The organism is Geothrix sp. PMB-07 (assembly GCF_030758935.1).
Lineage (GTDB): Bacteria > Acidobacteriota > Holophagae > Holophagales > Holophagaceae > Geothrix.
The window spans coordinates 3,308,377-3,324,194 of the sequence record NZ_CP132333.1 but is presented as its reverse complement, the minus strand read 5'-3'; the positions used below and the strand labels follow the sequence as shown (position 1 = coordinate 3,324,194).

Sequence of the window (15,818 nt, the reverse complement as noted above, 5' to 3'; positions counted from 1 at the left end):
AAGGCGCTCGCCAACCATCAGGATATTGCATGACGTTCTTGGTGGGGTGGGGCAGACGGATCGTAGCTCCTTGTTCGCTGACGGAGGCGTTCCTGGCATGAACGGACTGCGCTTCCCGCCTGGCCAGCCCGCTACGAAGGCAGTGAATGCCCTGTCCGGCCCTTCTCCGGTTCCAGCCTTCCTACTCTCCTCCAGGAGTCGTTGATGACCAACCTCGACAAACGCTGCATCGACACGATCCGCTGCCTCGCCATGGATGGCGTGCAGAAGGCGAACAGCGGCCATCCCGGCACACCCATGGCCCAGGCGCCTGCGGCCTATGCCCTGTGGGCAAAGGTCATGAAGCACAACCCCGCCAACCCCAAGTGGCCCGATCGTGATCGCTTCGTACTGTCCTGCGGCCATGCCTCCATGCTCATCTACAGCCTGCTCTACCTCGCGGGCTATGGACTGGAGCTGGATGATCTGAAAGCCTTCCGCCAGTGGGACTCCAAGACTCCCGGCCATCCGGAGTTCGGCCACACCGTGGGCATCGAAACCACCACCGGTCCCCTGGGTCAGGGCATCGGCAACGCGGTGGGCATGGCCATCGCCGAACGCTGGCTGGCCGACCGCTTCAACCGCCCCGGCCATGATGTCGTGAACCATCGCACCTTCGCCTTTGCCGGCGACGGTTGCCTGATGGAAGGCGTTGCCTACGAGGCCGCCAGCCTTGCGGGGCATCTGGGCCTCGAAAAGCTCACTGTGCTTTGGGACAACAACCGGATCACCATCGAGGGCCGCACAGACTTGGCCTGGAGCGAAAACGTTCCCGCTCGCTTCGAAGCCATGGGCTGGCGGGTGCTGAAAGTGGCTGACGGCGAAGATGTGGAGGCACTGGTGAAGGCCTTCCAGGAACCCGCCTGCGGCCGACCAACCCTCATCGATTGCACCACAGTCATCGGGTTCCCCGCCCCCAGCAAGAAGGACACTCACCACGCTCACGGCGCTCCGTTGGGGGATGGGGAAATCCGCGCCACCAAGACGATTCTGGGCTTCGATCCCGAGATTCAGTTCCCTGTTCCAGCCGAGGCCCTCGCCCATTGGCGCGGCCAGTGCGGCCCCCGGGGCGCCGAGGCCGAAAGCGATTGGGAAGCCCGCTTCGAGGCCTACCGGAAAGCCTTCCCGGAGCTTGCCGCCGAGTATGAGGCGTTCCTGAATGGAGAGCTGCCTACGCAGTGGCAGAAGGCCCTGCCCAGCTTCTCCACAAACGACGCCATTGCCACGCGCGAGGCCAGTGGCAAGGTCCTCAATGCACTGGCGGCGGCCATCCCCAATCTCATCGGCGGCAGCGCCGATCTGGCCCCCTCCAACAACACGCACCTGAAGGACGGCGGCGATTTCGGCCCGCGAGAGAGCGGGCGGAACTTCCACTTCGGCATTCGCGAACACGCCATGGGCGCAGTGCTGAATGGCATGAGCCTCCACGGCGGCGTGAAGGCCTTCGGTGCCACCTTCTTCATCTTCTGCGACTATATGCGCCCCACCGCACGCTTGGCCTCGCTCATGAAGATCCCGGTCACCTACGTGTGGACGCATGATTCCATCGGGGTGGGCGAAGATGGCCCTACCCATCAGCCCATTGAACAAATGATGAGCATGCGCCTCATCCCGGGCTTCACCATGATTCGTCCCGCCGATGCCAACGAGACAGCCCAGGCCTGGGCCATTGCGATGTCGAAAGGCGATGGCCCCGTGGGGCTGGCGCTCACCCGCCAGAAACTGCCCACATTGGATGCGGAAAGGGCCAAGGGCGCTGCCAAGGGCGCCTATGTTCTGGAGGAGGCCAGCGCCGCTCCCCGGGTCCTGCTCCTGGCCTCGGGTTCGGAAGTCCACTTGGCGGTTCAAGCTCGCAAGGTTCTTGAAGCGGAGGGTGTGCCCACCCGGGTGGTGTCCATGCCCTGCTGGGAACTGTTCGAAGCCCAGAGCCCCGCATACAAGGCAGAGGTGCTTCCGGATGCTGTCACTGCGAGGGTTTCCATCGAGGCGGGCGTCACCACCGGATGGCAGAGGTACACCGGAAACAGGGGCGCCTGCATTGGCCTGGACCATTTCGGAGCCAGCGCCCCGGCAGACATCCTCTTCGAGCAGTTCGGCCTCACGGTGAACCAGGTGGTGCAGGTCGCAAAGACTGTGCTCGGCTGATCAGAACCGCGCGGCATCTTTCTGAATGCCTGCAAAGGAACACCGCGCTGGACATGATTTTTCTGGTGTTGAGAGATTGAAATCGGAGGCCCAATGCGCGTCATTCGACGGCTCATCTGGCTTGTTCTGCTCGGCTCGGTCATGGCCTGGGCCCGGGATGGAATCACCTATACGATCCGGATTCCCAATCCGAAGGATCACAAGGCCGAGGTGAATGTCCGCATTCCCACGGAAGGCCAGGAGGTCGTCGATTTGATGATGCCCCGGTGGTCGCCCGGCTACTATGCGCTCCAGGATTTGGCGGCACGGGTGCAGGGTCTCTCCGCCACGGGGTTGGCGGGCAAGCCAATGCTGGTGGAGCATCCAGCCCCGAACCGGTGGCGCGTGCATGCAGGGGATGCCCGCGAGATAGAGTTGTTCTACCGGTTGGATTGCCCCTCCCATTTCGTCACCACAAACCTGGTGACCGAACATTTGGCCATTCTGAGTGGCCCTGCCACCTTCATCACACCGCTCCCCTTTACGAACCGGCACTATGACGTGTGGCTGGATCTTCCCGCAGGGTGGACGCAATGCGCCACGGGTCTGGATGCCGCGCAGGACGGAAGACCCGGCCATTTCACAGCGCCGGACTACGACACCCTGCTCGATTGCCCCTTGGTTGCGGGGACCTTCTCCACGCATGCTTTCAAGGTGGCGGGGATCCCTCATGAGTTGGTGGACATCGGCGCCTTTGGCACGTGGGATGGTGCTCGGGCCAGTGAGAAACTCGTCGCCCTGGTGAAGGAGAACCTTCAGTTTTGGGGATTGCTTCCATATCGAAAATACGTGTTTCTCAATGTCTTCGGTCCCGGCGCCGGGGGATTGGAACATCAGAACTCGGCGATGCTCAGCTCCATGCCGCCGCCCCCTGGCGCGACCGGGGCCGATTTCCACTGGTATTCGTATGTCAGCCATGAATTCTTCCATGGCTACAACGTCAAGCGCCTGCGGCCCCTGGAACTGGGTCCCTTCGACTACGAGCATCCGCCAAGGACCGCGGGGCTCTGGGTGGCCGAGGGACTGACCACGTATTACGGGCCGGTGATGGCTGTCCGCGCAGGGTTGGGAACTCGGGATGACTTCCTCGCAGAGCTCAGTGGCGCGATCCGGCGCCTGCAGCAGACGCCAGGCCGCCTCAAACAGACTCTGGAGCAGGCCTCGCTCGACGTCTGGGAGGAGGGCGGCTCCGGTGTCGGCGGAGATCCGAACAAAGGCGTCAGCTATTATGTGAAGGGGCCAGTGGTGGGCTTCCTGCTCGATGCACGCATCCGGATGGCCAGCAGGGGCAAGCGGAGCCTGGACGATCTCATGCGGCTGGCCTTTCACCGATTCAGCGGGAGGCATGGCTTCACGGAAATCCAGTTTCGCGCCGCCGCTGAGGAAGTGGCGGGTTCAAACCTTCAAGACTGGTTCCGGAAGCACCTGGCATCCACAGTGGAACTGGATTACTCCGAGGCCCTGGCCTGCTTTGGGCTCCGCTTCGTGCCTCCAGTCACTCCAGGTCAACCCAATTGGGCTCTGGAAGTGGATCCGGATGCGAGCCCGCGGCAAAAGGCTCGCTTGGCCGATCTCTTGGCGAAACATGGAGATGACCCAAGATGGACCAAAAGGCCGCCGCTTCCGAGGTTTGGCCAGATGCGTCAAATCCGAAAGGCCCATGGGACAAAACTCTCACTGACCTGAGAAAGAGGGGTTGGCTACGGGAATTGAATCTGTCCGAAGTCGGCCTGATCGCCGCCCAGAGCCTTCCCCACAGCTCTTCCGGCCGGAAGTAGCAGTGACTTCCGGATCGGGTCAAATCTCCGGAATTGAAGCGATTTCCGGGCGGAAGGGGGGAGACGGAAGAACCGGAAGGAAGGGGGTCTGAAGTTGCAAAACTGGGCGGACTGCTGGGAAGGGCTCGAGAGTTCAGGTGAAATCGGGTTGCAGGGGTGTTGGCTTGGTAGACTGGTTCAGTCTGCATGCCTGATGATCAAAAAATAAATAACCATTGACAAAACAATGAAACGGACACAAGTTATAGCCATTCCGATAAAAATATCGGAAGGCAAATATGGAAAACAATAAAACAAGTAAAAGCAGGAAATACATATCGGATAAAGTCGCTGAGCTCCGAAAGGAACGGCGGCTTACCCAGAGCGAGCTGGCGAAGCGTTTAGGCCTCTCACAGGGGCGATATTCCGAGATTGAGAACGGGAAGGGTTCGTTCACCGCGGAGCAGTTCCTGGAGATCCTCAGGATCTTCAATGTCCCGGCCTCTGCCTTCGTGCAGAAGAAGGGCGACGTTGTAGACGAGCTTCAGAACGCATTGCTCCGGCTGGGAGCGACTCATCTCGCCCCGAATGAAGGGGTGTTCCCAAGCGAGGATTTGGAGAAGGTGGATCAGTTGATCCGCGAGGTCTTGGTGAGTGGGGATGTGCCACGGCACCTGGCGGCTCTGGCCCCTGTGGTGGTCCGATCTTCAAAGTGGTTGGGGTGGACCCGGCTGTGGGTACACCTCTCAAATGTCGGCCTAGAGGCCCGTCTGGGCTGGCTGGCCGAAAATACACTCGCTGCGGTGCAGGAGTCGCTAAAGGGGGATCTTTCGCGACAGGAGACCCTGGCGCTTCGAAGTGCGGAGCGTTCACTCACGGATTTTCTGTCCTGGGTTGAGTCGCATCGTCATCGTACCCTCGACAGCTACTACGAGGACCTGATCGGATCTAGGAATCTCAGCGAGCAGACCAAGGCCAACATCAGAAAGCATTCCTCGGAGATCTCCAAGCGATGGCACATCATCTCCAATCTCCAACCGACCGATTTTCTTGAAGCCCTGAAGGCTGCCGATGTCGCCCGTTGAAGCTCTTTTCCTGGACCTGGATAGGGCATGGAAGGGCCCCGAGGGGGACCGGATTACTCTCAGGGTCATCGGGTCTGTGGCACTCATGCTTCAGTCGGACTATGCGCGAGCCACGAAGGACGGTGATGTGCTGGAGATCGCCGCCCTTTCTGAGGAAGTCCAGAGGCGATTGCAGAAGCTCGGTGGCGAGGGGACCCCGCTGGCAATTCGACACCGAGTCTATTTGGACATCGTGCGCTCTGGCATTCCGTTCCTGCCGAAACCCGCCATCTACCATCCAGCCGACGACCTGAATGCGAAGCTGAAATACTTCTATGTCGAAATTCTCGATATCGTGGATGTGGTCGTGAGCAAGCTGAAGCGGTTCAAGGCCAACGATGTGGCCGACATCGAGGCGATGGCAAGTCGGGGGCTCGTGGACCCGAAACGGCTACTTGAGCGGTTCCGGCTTGCTCTCGATGCCAACAGCATGAGTGCCATGTCCGACGACTATGGTCGCTTTGTGGCGAACTTCAGACAGGTCCAACGGGATTTTCTCTTTGTGGATGAGACGGAATTCGACCTGCCGGATTGGGCGGACTGAACGGCGAGGAGAGGACGCGGGCCACCAAACATTGAGTGGCAGCCCTCACAGGTGGGACACCTGGAAGACCAGAGGGGAAGACCTCCAGACCAAAAAATCCATCGGGCGATGGACTATAGGAAGTACATGCTCGTCTATAGGTGGCAATGCCTGAATTCGGAGTAAGTGAGCAACTGTTTGAAATTATGAGTCGATAAAAAACAAGAAACGCCTTGATTTTTCAAGGCGTTTTGCTGGTAGGAATTCAGACATAGACACCACCAGAGCAGTGGAGAGCACTGAGGCACTGGCGAAGCAAATTGGCTCTGTTTCAGCCAAAAGACCTCGCGTGGCCTTTCTGATTGAGGCTTGATTTTACATTTAAATATTGAAAATTAAAATAGTTAAAAAAATATAAATTAATCGTGGCTGTTAAATAATATAATTTTACATTCTTGCTTCACTCTCATGCTCCCTAAGCACCAACGCAACCTCCTCGGAACAGATCCCACCCCTCGATCTCTCGAGCGCCACCGCGTGCTTCAGGAGGCAGACGTGATCGGGTCTGTGACGGAGGTCTGTCAGCGTGCTGGAGTTACACGGCCGACCTTCTATCTGTGGAAGAAACGATATGCCGCTTCGGGGATGTTGGGGCTAGAGGATTGTCCTCGCAAGCCATCACCCGGCCGGCCACCAAAAGTCAATGCCGCCATCAGGTCGGCCCTCATCGAGCATGTGAGGAGGGATCCACAGGCGGGCTGCCTGTCGCTGGCGAAACAACTCACCGAATTGGGAGTCAGGATCAGTTCGCCGACCGTCCAGAAATACCTCAACCGATGGGGGCTCGGATCCCAGCAAGCCCGAAAGGAGTGGGTGCGACGGGGGTGCCCACTGGTTGAAGCTTCATGTCCATTGCCGGACCCTGACTTGCCAGGTCTGGTCTCTTATGAAAGCGCCAAGTCCTATTATTTCTTAGGGATCCCAAGACGAGATGGTGGGGGAAGAGAGATCCTCCGTCCCTCCATTGAGGAAGTTGCACAGGCTCTTGGGGTCCTACCGGCAGGCATCCAAGTGATTGCTGACCGAGAACACTGGGTCGAGCGCCGCGAAAGGCTCCTGTCCCAGATCCGAGCATTCGAGATCGAGGAAGAGATTCATAAAACATTGGCCAGGTTGGATTCGACCACCATAACCGCCGCAGCGCTTGGCCTGAAGAAAGTGATGGATATCGTCAGGAGCCATTCAGGAGAGGTCACCCCCCTGAAGAACCTGATGGCGGCCAAAACTCTGAATCGGTGTTATCGGGTATTCAAGCGCCCCTTCGGCACAAAACTCCCTGTGCTCATTGGGCCGACAAGGTCCGGCGAATTCACGGAGCTTGAGAATTGCTGTTCTGCCGGATCCGGCACGAGAGGTAGGGGCAGTCGGTTGTTGACGTGCCCCCGAGAAATAGGTCCAGCGAGAATGAGACTGCCCCTGTCCAAAGGAGGACAAGTTGCAGGCCAAACAATTTTCAGAGGAACAGATCATCCGAGCATTGAAACGGCATGAGGCTGGAGAGAAGGTTCCGGATTTATGCCGTGATTTGGGGATTTCCAAACAAACATTCCACCGATGGAAGGCGAAGTTTGGGGGGATGGAGGTCTCTGACGCTCGTCGGCTGAAGCAACTGGAGCAGGAGAATGCGCAGCTGCTGCGGCTCTTGGGAAAGCGGGAGTTGGAGATTGAGGGGATGAAGCACCTTCTATCAAAAAAATGGTGAGGTCCGGCGCACGAAAGCAGGCCGTTCGAGAGCTGGTGCAAGGCCAGTTCGTGAGCGAGCGCCGGGCCTGCATCCTGCTCGGGGTGACGAGATCGGCTTACCGCCGACCGAGCACCCGCGTGGATTGGACGGAGCTACGCAAGCGGTTGATAGAGCTGGCTGGGGAACGGAAGCGGTTCGGCTATCGGCGGCTGCATATGCTGCTTCGCCGGGAGGCCTTCCCCGTGAATGTGAAGCGGATCTACCGGCTCTACAAGGAGGAGGGCCTGTCGGTTCGGAAACGAATTCGAAAGCGGCTAAAGGGGGGAATGCGGAGAGAACTGCGAGTTCCGACCCGGCCGAATGAGCAATGGGCCATGGACTTCACCTCGGATGCCCTGGCCGATGGCCGTTCGATCCGGACACTGAACGTTGTGGATACCTTCACGCGGGAATGCCTGGCCATTGAAGTGGACACAAGTCTTCCCAGCCTTCGGGTGGCTCGAGTGCTGGAACGGATCATTGATGAGCGGGGCCGCCCAGAGATCCTTGTAACGGACAATGGTCCCGAGTTCACCAGTCGAATCTTCGATCAGTGGCGCCACCAACAAGGCATCGAGCACCATCTCATCCAACCCGGAAAGCCGATGCAAAACGGGACCTGCGAGAGTTTTAACGGACGGTTCAGAGACGAATGCCTCAATGAGCATTGGTTCGCCAGCCTGCGAGAAGTTCGAATCATCACGGAAGACTGGCGTCATGATTACAATCACTACAGGCCCCATGGCCCTCTGGGCGGAATAACTCCCATCGAAGCAGCGCGTCGTTGGGATTCACTCCAGTCGCCTACGGCTCCTTCCGCGAATCCCAACGAGATCCTTTTCAACCCAGTAGGCTCATCCTGATTGGACCTAATCTCGGGGGCACGTCAGGACGGTGTTGGCCAGGGGAAACGCCCTGGCCTTTTCTGTCAGGGCGTTGGCCTCCACCGGGGGTGCCCAAAGCGATAAATCCCGGGGGTCCGGGGGCAGAGCCCCCGTCGCAGGGAGACCGAGCTGAGCCAGTTCAATGGTGCAGCGGAACTCGGTTGGGGTGAGGTAGCCCAGGCTGCTGTGCGGGCGCTCCTCGTTGTAGCGACGGCGCCAGGCTTCGACGATGACCTTGGCCTCAGCCAGGCTGGAGAAGGCCTCCATGTTCAGGCATTCGTCCCGGAACTTGCTGTTGAAGCTCTCGGCCACGCCGTTGGCCCAGGGCGAGCCCGGGGGGATGTAGAAGGTCTGGGCACCGGTGGCCATCAGCCAGACCTGGAGGTCATGGGCGATGAACTCGGGGCCGTTGTCACTGCGCAGGAATGCGGGCCATCCCCGGGTCTGGAACAAGCGTTTGAGGACCTGCATGACCTCCTCGGCCTTGAAGGAGGAGGCCACTTCGATGACCAACGCCTCCTTCGTAAACTCGTCGGTGAGCGTCAGGCACTTCACGACCTCGCCGTTCAGGCAGCTGTCGTGGACGAAGTCGTAGGACCAGACCTGGTTGGGATACCCGGATTTCATCGGCACATGCTGGCCGGTCCGGAGGTGCTTTTTGGGACGCCGCCGGACCTGGAGGCCATGGGCTTTGAAAACCCGGTGGACCCGTTTCAGGTTCACCCGGAGCTGGAGCCGCCTCAGGAGGGCCCAGACGCGCCGGTGGCCATAGCGGGGGTTGGCATGGGCAAGCTGGACGATCCGCTCGTCCAGCCCATCCAGTTTCACCCGGCGTGAATACCGGACATAGGAACGGCTCAGGCCCATGGCCCGGGCAGCGCGCCGCTGGGAGAAGCCGGTGGCCGTCAGGTATGCCGCCCCCTCCTTTCGCTGCGACGCGCCACTCATTTTTTTCGGAGAACCGTTTTCAGGGCTGCGATATCCAGCTCCCGTTCTGCCAGAAGGCGCTTGAGCTGGGCGTTCTCCTTCTCAAGCTGCCGCATGTGCCGGACATCGGAAACCTCGACTCCGCCATACTTCTTTCGCCATCGATAGAAGGTCTGCGCCGTGATCCCACGGGCCCGGCAGAGGGCATCGACCGTCTGCTCCCCCTTCTCCGCCTCTCTGAGAAGCCCCACGATCTGCTCCTCGGTGAACTTGCTTGTCCTCATTGGATCCGACTCCTTTGGAGTGGACCTTAACATTTAGCTTGGCTCTATTTGGAGGGGACAGGCCACCGGGGGCAGTGAGTGTTATGCCCCCTTCCTGCATCGAAAGAAGCAGATTCATGGCCCGAACAAATTCCGCGCGACCATCAGCAAAGCAGTGATCTTCTCGAACAGTGCCTATCAGGATTTCATGAACACCCTCTCTCAACATTCTTGACGCAGCAAGAGTGACGAGCAATTGATTTCGAAATGGCCACCACGCATCCATTGGTGAGATCGACAAGGGAGGCGTCCCAGCCAGATCACCGACTCCTAGAGCTTGGCAATCAACCTTGAGAATTACGTGAGGAATCTTCAACTCTTTGCACAAAGCAGACGAAGCATGGATTTCTGCCTCGGCCGGGATCTGACCGTAATCGATGGTCACAGCCCATTCCGGGCGATCCCGATAAGCAATCGCGATCGAATCATGGCCACCCGATAGTAAGAGCGCTCTGTTCAAATTAGCCCTTCTTACTCCATGCTGTCCGATAGATGGCCGTGGCTAGATCGGGGGCAATTTCACAGCCACTCCCGAGAACCATTTTGAGTTGCTCATCAGTAAGTTGTTGAACCAAGGCAATGACGGGGATCCCCAGCTTCCGTGCATAACCAATCTCAAATACGGTTCCTAGATCTGCGCCGTCTAACAAGGCGAGAACTCGATCACATTCCTCCAGGCCACGAAGATCCTTCTCTGCTATGTCCAATCCAGGGCCAATTCCTACATCATGAAGAGGAGAGAATACATTCAGTCCCTGTTTCATCAGCTGATCGCGTGTCTCTTCTACAAGCCAGCGCTGTGCAATGTTGAAGAAGGGGCCAGCTAGATAAACCTTATGACCTGGATCGATGGGAAGTACGGGGCTCAGTCCAGTTTTAAGTAGTTCCGCGTGCTGAATCAAAGAAAGGGATCGAGTATGGCAGTAACGAGCGGCAGCCATCGATGCGAATGTCGCAGCATCAACGAGATCCTTTTCATCACGTCCCCAACATAAGGCGATCGCAGTACTAAAAATGTCCCCAGACCCAATGCCATAGACTCTTCCCGTCTGGTAGGCAGGGATAAGAGTCTCATCGGATTTCGTAACGACGTAGCACCCTCGACTTCCCATCTTGACGATGACAGCTGTATTGCTGTGCTCACGCGTGATTTTTCTTGCAGATGAGAGGGCATCAGGTTCATGACCGAGTTGTATGGTCTCGGATTCATTCGCCACGATGACGAGGCTCTCAGCCACAGAGCCATTGTTCCAGAACGGCTCTGCGTTAAAAGGTGACTGTGGATCATAGACCACCCGCTTCCCTTGAACTATTGCGGATCCCTCAAGAAATCCGAAGCGCAGGATGACTTCTCCATCGACGATTAATGGAGTGTGCAAGGTGATTTTGTGGAGAGGTGGGTTTACTCTTGGAGTCGCCAGGCTATGTAGATAGTCGAACTGAATAGCGATTGAACAATCTGTCCGCCTCAACTCAAATCCGAAAGAACCCGCTAGAGCTTGAGCATGTGGAAGTGCAGGCGTAGATATATAGGAGTGCAAAATCACCGGGCCCGCCTGGCTTACGAGGGCCGCAGCAGCTCGCCCTCCAGACCCAAATACCCCCCGAGTTGACGGATCCATACATGTCTCAATATACAATCCGCCAGCGACATGAATCATTATGCCCTCTGAATCTTCACTTCGACGAACTCGCCATCTTTCACCAATACAATGGCTTTGTAAGCCACCCCCTTTTGAAGGCAGCGAAGGAAGTCTGGAAGTGGATCAGGAACGATGGCACCGGCCAGGCGGCCGAGGAATTCCACCGATATAATCGTCTGCTTGTCCTGGGTTTTCAGCTTTACTTGAAGGATTGAGCCTTTGCTAACGCCCGAAAGCACGGACAGGTTTGGATTTTGGATAGTGACCACGCACTCCAAATCGCAACTATCTCCGCCCCCAGAGTGCACTCCCCCGCCACCAGTTAATGAATAACTCGGAGAGGAATACTCCCCTTTGCCCATCGTGAACCTCCAGATGGGACGAGGGTGCTCGCGCCAGATTGCATCGTCAATCAAAAAATAGGTTAATCAAATTCCTCTTACGCAGCGGTCGTGCTTAGAGAAATGCCAGCGTCCCCGCACTTCTCATGCAGGACCACATCAACAGGTCGAGTAAGGAGGCCTTTTCGCCAAGTGCGGTTGCAAACGCCAGAAACCTTCGCTCCATCGCGAAATAGTGCCGCTCTGGGAGCATATTCTTTTCAAAAACTCCTGCTGCGACACCGGCTCGTTGGATGTGAATGTCAATTACCGCAACGTCATCGCAGTCACACCAGTTCCTCACGATGAAACTCGCGGTCTTTGGGCCAACTCCCGGCAGGGTCATGAGCCAGTCGCGAAGCTCATGTCCGCCGATTGGAAGGGGCATCTTCTGATGAATGGCCCGAATGGCTTCAGCGATATAGGCCCCTCGCCTATTGGGGAACCGGTATCGCATCTTTCGATCACCGCACGAATGGCGCTGCCTCAAGAGGTCTGAGACCTCCTCTTCCGTTGGGGTCATATGGAACACACCGTGCTGCTTAAGGTGATCAAAAGCCGCGCGGGCCATTTCGGCAGAGACGCCGTGGCCACTGAGGAGACAAAAGACAACCTCTTCCAAAAGGGTCTCGCCAGTCCGATAGTTGGGCGGATGGCTTGGTCTAGATTTTTGCTGCCAAGCACAAGCGGCCCAGAAGGCCGGTGTAAAGAGGACGTGGCTCTGGCCCCAAGGCACCCCAGGCATCACCTCTTCGTCTGCGTCGGGAAGCCATTTCTCCAGCCTCTCTCCATTCACTGATGCGGAAATTCTCTGCATGTTCCGCTCCCTAGTTTAGTCATTTTAAGACTAGATTTTTAAAAAAGTCGTGTCAAGAATGATTTCGACCTGAATTCCCATGGAGACTGCGACGACACATGAACCCTCAGACCATTGCCTCACTCGTCCGCAGAGCCAGAAAGAAACATGGATGGACGCAGCAGGAACTTGCTGCGGAGTTGGGGCGCGGCCAGAGCCTCATCTCGAAATACGAGCGGGGACAAGTCGTCCCGCCTGGGGACGTTCTCATCAGTTGTATGAAGCTGCTGGAGACAAAAGGAGCAACGAAGGCTCCGAGCCCTCCCCTCACAGAAATCATTGATCGACATCTGGAGGCCCAATCAGCTGCTCAGCTTCGGACAATACTGAAGGAGCTGATTCTTCGATTCACTCGTTAAATCTCAATAATTCTTACGTGCCCGGCCCAACTGTTGGGGCTGGTCTACAAAAGGTCCACCAATCGGACACCCCGGAGCTACTTTTGGACTCTCGAAGTGCTAGATGCAATTCGCTCCGGCTGGCCCGGAGGTCGCACGCTTGCCTTGATCCCTCTCCAAGGGCCTCGACTGAGAAGCAATGGGCGAGCAAGAGCTGTTAGATCAGCGTTTATATGTTAAACCGCCAACGCCCAGAGGAGAAGGCCCGCCCCTCGGGGCGGGCCTTCTCCTGCCTGATTCACCCGGTTTGTGTGAGGGCGTATCCTGATTCGACCAACCCGCTCCCAAGGCCTAAAACACTGGCCAAGGGGACCCTCAGAGGTCCGATCTTCCACATTGAACCTGCGATAGAAAACCGGGGCGGATCACCACCCTCAGGCTGAATAGTCACTTTGGCCGCGACATCTAAACTTTAAACCCCCTCAGAATTTGGGATAGGCTTTCCGACACCGAAGCAAGATCCTGGGCTGTTCGGGCGATCTCTTGGACTGACGCAGACATTTCGTGGCTGGCTGCGGCGTTTTGGCCTATCTCACGTGTCACGTCATCGACGCGGCGCGCCACTTCGCCAGAGGTTCGTGCCTGCTCATCTGTGGCCGATCCAATCTCCAGGACCATGCTTGCCATGGCCCCAATCGCCTGCTGAATACTGACAAGGCGCTCTTTTGTATCCATGACTGCCTCGTGTCCTTCCGCCACCGCTGACTGGCTCTCCCCGAGCAGGCCTTCGATCTCGATGGCTGCCTGCCGGCTTCGTTCAGCCAGCTTCCGAACCTCCTCAGCGACGACAGAGAATCCCTTTCCCATTGCCCCAGCCTTTGCAGCCTCAATCGCGGCATTAAGACTTAGTAAGTTTGTTTGCCGGGCGATATCTTGAATCACCTGCACAGCTTTTGCGATGTTCAGAGTGGTTTGTTGGATTCGAGTCATACCCTGGGCCATGGACTCGCCCGTTCTTGCGCCGGCACTGGTTGCCTCCACGGCTTTTTCTGAATGGCCAATGGATACTCGGACGTTTGCTGCAACCTGCTGGACGCTTGCTGAGAACTCAGTGACGGCTGCCGCCACAGACTCGGTCGCCCCGTGGATGACCTCCCCGCTCCGGGCAATCTCCTCCGTGGTCGCTGCTAGTTGATCGGAGGATGCTGATAGCTCCGTAGCTCCACTGGCGACAGAGACGGCGCTGTCCGCTACCGATCTGATAGTGGCGCGAAGCTTGGAAATCGTTTGGTTAAGCAAATCCCCCAACTGGCCAATCTCGTCCTTGGATTCAATAGAGACCTCCACAGAGAGGTCTCCATTTGAGACCTCATACAGTGCAGACATGAAGCGATCCACGGGTTTGGTGATGCTTCTTGAAATAAAGACCGAAGCTACTATGCCGAAAGCGATCGCCGTGAGGGCGATGATTATCAGAGCCATGAGGCTGAACTGGCGAGCGGCTTCACCCTCCTCGTAGCGCTTTTTCATCTGGGCGCCCGTGAACTCACGCAGTTGCTGAAGGTCTTGCATCCAAGCCTGGTTGGCTTGTTTAGCGTCGCCCATGAGGAGAGCGATGGCCTCCTTCCGATTCCCTTGTTCGATTAACGCCAGAACCTTGTTGTTCCACTGGCGCGCGCTGATGGCTCCCATTTCGATTTTTTTTAAGCGTTCCTTGGCCTCAGGGGATAGAACGATCTTTTCAAGCGTTGCGATTGCCTCTGCATACACCTGACGAGACTGGTTAATTTGGGCTTTGCTTGAAGCGATGTCGGCAGCGCTCTCGGCCACGAGCAATGTCCGAATGGCTAGCTGGATGTTCTGAACCTCAATCTCGATATTGCTGGCAAGGTCATCCTCTTTGCCGTACAAATTCACCACCTTGTTAAAGGTCCCTCCCAAGCTATTGAACTCAAAAATGGCAAACCCTGAACTAAGGGCAAGGAGGAGCAACAACAAGCTAAAAGCGAGTCCAAGGCGACGCCCAAGCCTAAGGTTTGCCAGCATGCAAATATCTCCTCGGAAAGTATTTCCCTTTCGACCTTCTTCAGGATGTCTTGAATATTGTCAATCACATGAACTCCACGGACTAGGGTGTGTTTTCAAAGTCGGAGCCAGGTAAGGACACAGGCAATGGCGACCATGGCGCTGTAGTTGCGCATGGTTTTGTCGTAACGGGTAGCGAGGCTTCGGTATTGTTGAGCTTCGCGAACAGGTTCTCGACGGCGTGGCGGGCCTTGTAGAAATGCTTATCGAAGGCGGCTGGATCCTTCCTGCATGGATGAGGTGGAACAACTGCCTCTGCTCCAATAGACGCGATCTGATCCCAGCAGGACTTTCCGTCGTAGGCACGATCACCGAGAACAGCCCCGGCCTCCCGGCCCATTAATAGGCTTCCGAGTTGCTTGCTCTCGTGCGACTGGCCTGGTGTCAGCACGAAATCGACGGGGTTGCCGTGGGCATCCCCGATCAGGTGGACTTTGGTCGAGAAACCGCCGCGCGAGCGGCCAAGCCCTTGGATGTAGGTCCCCCTTTTGCACCAGCCGCATGCTGATGGGCGCGGATAACGGTTCCGTCGACCATGACCCATTCGCAATCCGCTTCACCTCGAAGGGCTTCGAGGACCCGCTGCCAGACTCCGCTCCGATTCCACCAATTGAAGCGCGTGAAGACCGTGTTCCAAGGTCCGAAGGATTCAGGCAAATCTCTCCAGGGCGCTCCCGTTCTGTGCTTCCAGAGGATCGCTTCAACGATGGGGCGATTGTCCAGGCGAGGGCGCCCCATTCCACCCTGCTCGCTCGGCAGCAGAGGCTCTAGCCTGGCCCACATTCGTTCAGTCAGAAAAGTTCTCGCCACGCTCTACCTCGACGTCATACCCATGAGGTACCGCAGTTAGGCTATTTGTACAACCCCTTACGTCCATTTGCCTTTCTTGACTTTGAAAACAAGCCCTAGAAGATAGGTGGATATGCTCCTCGTTGCGTCCCTTCCTCGGCATCTCTGCCTCCTTGGCTGGGC

Annotated in this window: 15 protein-coding genes and 1 pseudogene; 7 read left to right on the top strand and 9 right to left on the bottom strand. The window is 57.3% G+C overall.

From position 1 onward, the window contains the following. The first annotated feature begins 204 nt into the window (after nucleotides 1–204). The 6 genes from tkt (at nucleotide 205) to Q9293_RS14535 (ending at nucleotide 8,273) form a co-directional block, all read left to right on the top strand. Entirely contained in the window at nucleotides 205–2,184 is a 1,980-nt protein-coding gene (tkt, locus tag Q9293_RS14555; protein WP_306247764.1) for a transketolase, read from the top strand. Nucleotides 2,185–2,277: 93 nt separating this feature from the next. Continuing rightward, nucleotides 2,278–3,909: a M61 family metallopeptidase gene (locus Q9293_RS14550; protein ID WP_306247762.1), complete on the top strand. Its 1,632-nt coding sequence runs from the start codon at nucleotides 2,278–2,280 to the stop codon at nucleotides 3,907–3,909. A gap of 370 nt (nucleotides 3,910–4,279) precedes the next feature. Further along, nucleotides 4,280–5,065, top strand: a complete 786-nt coding sequence (locus tag Q9293_RS14545) for a helix-turn-helix domain-containing protein (protein WP_306247760.1) — start codon at nucleotides 4,280–4,282, stop codon at nucleotides 5,063–5,065. Further along, the gene (locus Q9293_RS14540; RefSeq protein WP_306247758.1) at nucleotides 5,052–5,648 is read left to right on the top strand and encodes a DUF6036 family nucleotidyltransferase; all 597 of its coding nucleotides are present in this window, start codon (nucleotides 5,052–5,054) and stop codon (nucleotides 5,646–5,648) included. The genes Q9293_RS14545 and Q9293_RS14540 overlap by 14 nt, the downstream gene beginning before the upstream one ends. A 447-nt stretch (nucleotides 5,649–6,095) precedes the next feature. Beyond that, a complete protein-coding gene (locus tag Q9293_RS18730) occupies nucleotides 6,096–7,178 on the top strand; it encodes a transposase (RefSeq protein ID WP_372342164.1) in 1,083 nt (360 codons plus the stop codon). Then, nucleotides 7,123–8,273 (top strand): IS3 family transposase gene (locus tag Q9293_RS14535; RefSeq protein WP_306247757.1). Its coding sequence is split into 2 segments (ribosomal slippage): nucleotides 7,123–7,375 and nucleotides 7,375–8,273, totalling 1,152 coding nucleotides; the frame shifts between segments, so codons are not numbered across the junction. The genes Q9293_RS18730 and Q9293_RS14535 overlap by 56 nt, the downstream gene beginning before the upstream one ends. A gap of 6 nt (nucleotides 8,274–8,279) precedes the next feature. On the opposite strand, the gene Q9293_RS14530 is transcribed toward Q9293_RS14535, so the two are convergent. The 6 genes and pseudogenes from Q9293_RS14530 to Q9293_RS14510 form a co-directional block, all read right to left on the bottom strand. Next, nucleotides 8,280–9,242 (bottom strand): IS3 family transposase, encoded by a 963-nt coding sequence (locus Q9293_RS14530; protein WP_306247755.1) that lies wholly within the window; start codon nucleotides 9,240–9,242, stop codon nucleotides 8,280–8,282. After that, on the bottom strand, nucleotides 9,239–9,505 hold the full coding sequence (locus Q9293_RS14525) for a transposase (protein WP_306246057.1): 267 nt from the start codon (nucleotides 9,503–9,505) through the stop codon (nucleotides 9,239–9,241). The genes Q9293_RS14530 and Q9293_RS14525 overlap by 4 nt, the downstream gene beginning before the upstream one ends. A 127-nt stretch (nucleotides 9,506–9,632) precedes the next feature. After that, nucleotides 9,633–10,004: pseudogene (locus tag Q9293_RS18725) on the bottom strand (7-cyano-7-deazaguanine synthase); the annotation flags it as partial. A gap of 1 nt (nucleotide 10,005) precedes the next feature. Beyond that, nucleotides 10,006–11,016 carry a PfkB family carbohydrate kinase gene (locus tag Q9293_RS14520; protein WP_306247753.1) on the bottom strand — a complete coding sequence of 337 codons (1,011 nt, stop codon included), beginning with the start codon at nucleotides 11,014–11,016 and terminating at the stop codon, nucleotides 10,006–10,008. A 188-nt stretch (nucleotides 11,017–11,204) separates the two neighbouring features. Then, on the bottom strand, nucleotides 11,205–11,549 hold the full coding sequence (locus Q9293_RS14515; protein WP_306247751.1) for a hypothetical protein: 345 nt from the start codon (nucleotides 11,547–11,549) through the stop codon (nucleotides 11,205–11,207). Between the two features lie 94 nt (nucleotides 11,550–11,643). Further along, the gene (locus Q9293_RS14510) at nucleotides 11,644–12,384 is read right to left on the bottom strand and encodes a hypothetical protein (protein ID WP_306247749.1); all 741 of its coding nucleotides are present in this window, start codon (nucleotides 12,382–12,384) and stop codon (nucleotides 11,644–11,646) included. Nucleotides 12,385–12,482: 98 nt separating this feature from the next. Here Q9293_RS14510 and Q9293_RS18720 point away from each other — a divergent pair, with 98 nt between their 5' ends. Further along, nucleotides 12,483–12,782, top strand: a complete 300-nt coding sequence (locus Q9293_RS18720; protein ID WP_372342163.1) for a multiprotein-bridging factor 1 family protein — start codon at nucleotides 12,483–12,485, stop codon at nucleotides 12,780–12,782. A gap of 444 nt (nucleotides 12,783–13,226) precedes the next feature. On the opposite strand, the gene Q9293_RS14505 is transcribed toward Q9293_RS18720, so the two are convergent. The 3 genes from Q9293_RS14505 to Q9293_RS18715 form a co-directional block, all read right to left on the bottom strand. Continuing rightward, the gene (locus Q9293_RS14505; protein WP_306247747.1) at nucleotides 13,227–14,807 is read right to left on the bottom strand and encodes a methyl-accepting chemotaxis protein; all 1,581 of its coding nucleotides are present in this window, start codon (nucleotides 14,805–14,807) and stop codon (nucleotides 13,227–13,229) included. Nucleotides 14,808–14,889: 82 nt separating this feature from the next. Beyond that, entirely contained in the window at nucleotides 14,890–15,270 is a 381-nt protein-coding gene (locus Q9293_RS14500) for a transposase (RefSeq protein ID WP_372342220.1), read from the bottom strand. Then, nucleotides 15,270–15,629 carry an IS5 family transposase gene (locus Q9293_RS18715; protein WP_372342219.1) on the bottom strand — a complete coding sequence of 120 codons (360 nt, stop codon included), beginning with the start codon at nucleotides 15,627–15,629 and terminating at the stop codon, nucleotides 15,270–15,272. The genes Q9293_RS14500 and Q9293_RS18715 overlap by 1 nt, the downstream gene beginning before the upstream one ends. Nucleotides 15,630–15,818: the final 189 nt, after the last annotated feature.

What these genes read in the sequence shown, in the direction of transcription:
- tkt (WP_306247764.1), top strand. Translation starts at nt 205, where the DNA reads ATGACCAACCTCGACAAACGCTGCATCGACACGATCCGCTGCCTCGCC.
- Q9293_RS14550 (WP_306247762.1), top strand. Translation starts at nt 2,278, where the DNA reads ATGCGCGTCATTCGACGGCTCATCTGGCTTGTTCTGCTCGGCTCGGTC.
- Q9293_RS14545 (WP_306247760.1), top strand. Translation starts at nt 4,280, where the DNA reads ATGGAAAACAATAAAACAAGTAAAAGCAGGAAATACATATCGGATAAA.
- Q9293_RS14540 (WP_306247758.1), top strand. Translation starts at nt 5,052, where the DNA reads ATGTCGCCCGTTGAAGCTCTTTTCCTGGACCTGGATAGGGCATGGAAG.
- Q9293_RS18730 (WP_372342164.1), top strand. Translation starts at nt 6,096, where the DNA reads ATGCTCCCTAAGCACCAACGCAACCTCCTCGGAACAGATCCCACCCCT.
- Q9293_RS14530 (WP_306247755.1), bottom strand. Translation starts at nt 9,242, where the DNA reads ATGAGTGGCGCGTCGCAGCGAAAGGAGGGGGCGGCATACCTGACGGCC.
- Q9293_RS14525 (WP_306246057.1), bottom strand. Translation starts at nt 9,505, where the DNA reads ATGAGGACAAGCAAGTTCACCGAGGAGCAGATCGTGGGGCTTCTCAGA.
- Q9293_RS14515 (WP_306247751.1), bottom strand. Translation starts at nt 11,549, where the DNA reads ATGGGCAAAGGGGAGTATTCCTCTCCGAGTTATTCATTAACTGGTGGC.
- Q9293_RS14510 (WP_306247749.1), bottom strand. Translation starts at nt 12,384, where the DNA reads ATGCAGAGAATTTCCGCATCAGTGAATGGAGAGAGGCTGGAGAAATGG.
- Q9293_RS18720 (WP_372342163.1), top strand. Translation starts at nt 12,483, where the DNA reads ATGAACCCTCAGACCATTGCCTCACTCGTCCGCAGAGCCAGAAAGAAA.
- Q9293_RS14505 (WP_306247747.1), bottom strand. Translation starts at nt 14,807, where the DNA reads ATGCTGGCAAACCTTAGGCTTGGGCGTCGCCTTGGACTCGCTTTTAGC.
- Q9293_RS18715 (WP_372342219.1), bottom strand. Translation starts at nt 15,629, where the DNA reads ATGTGGGCCAGGCTAGAGCCTCTGCTGCCGAGCGAGCAGGGTGGAATG.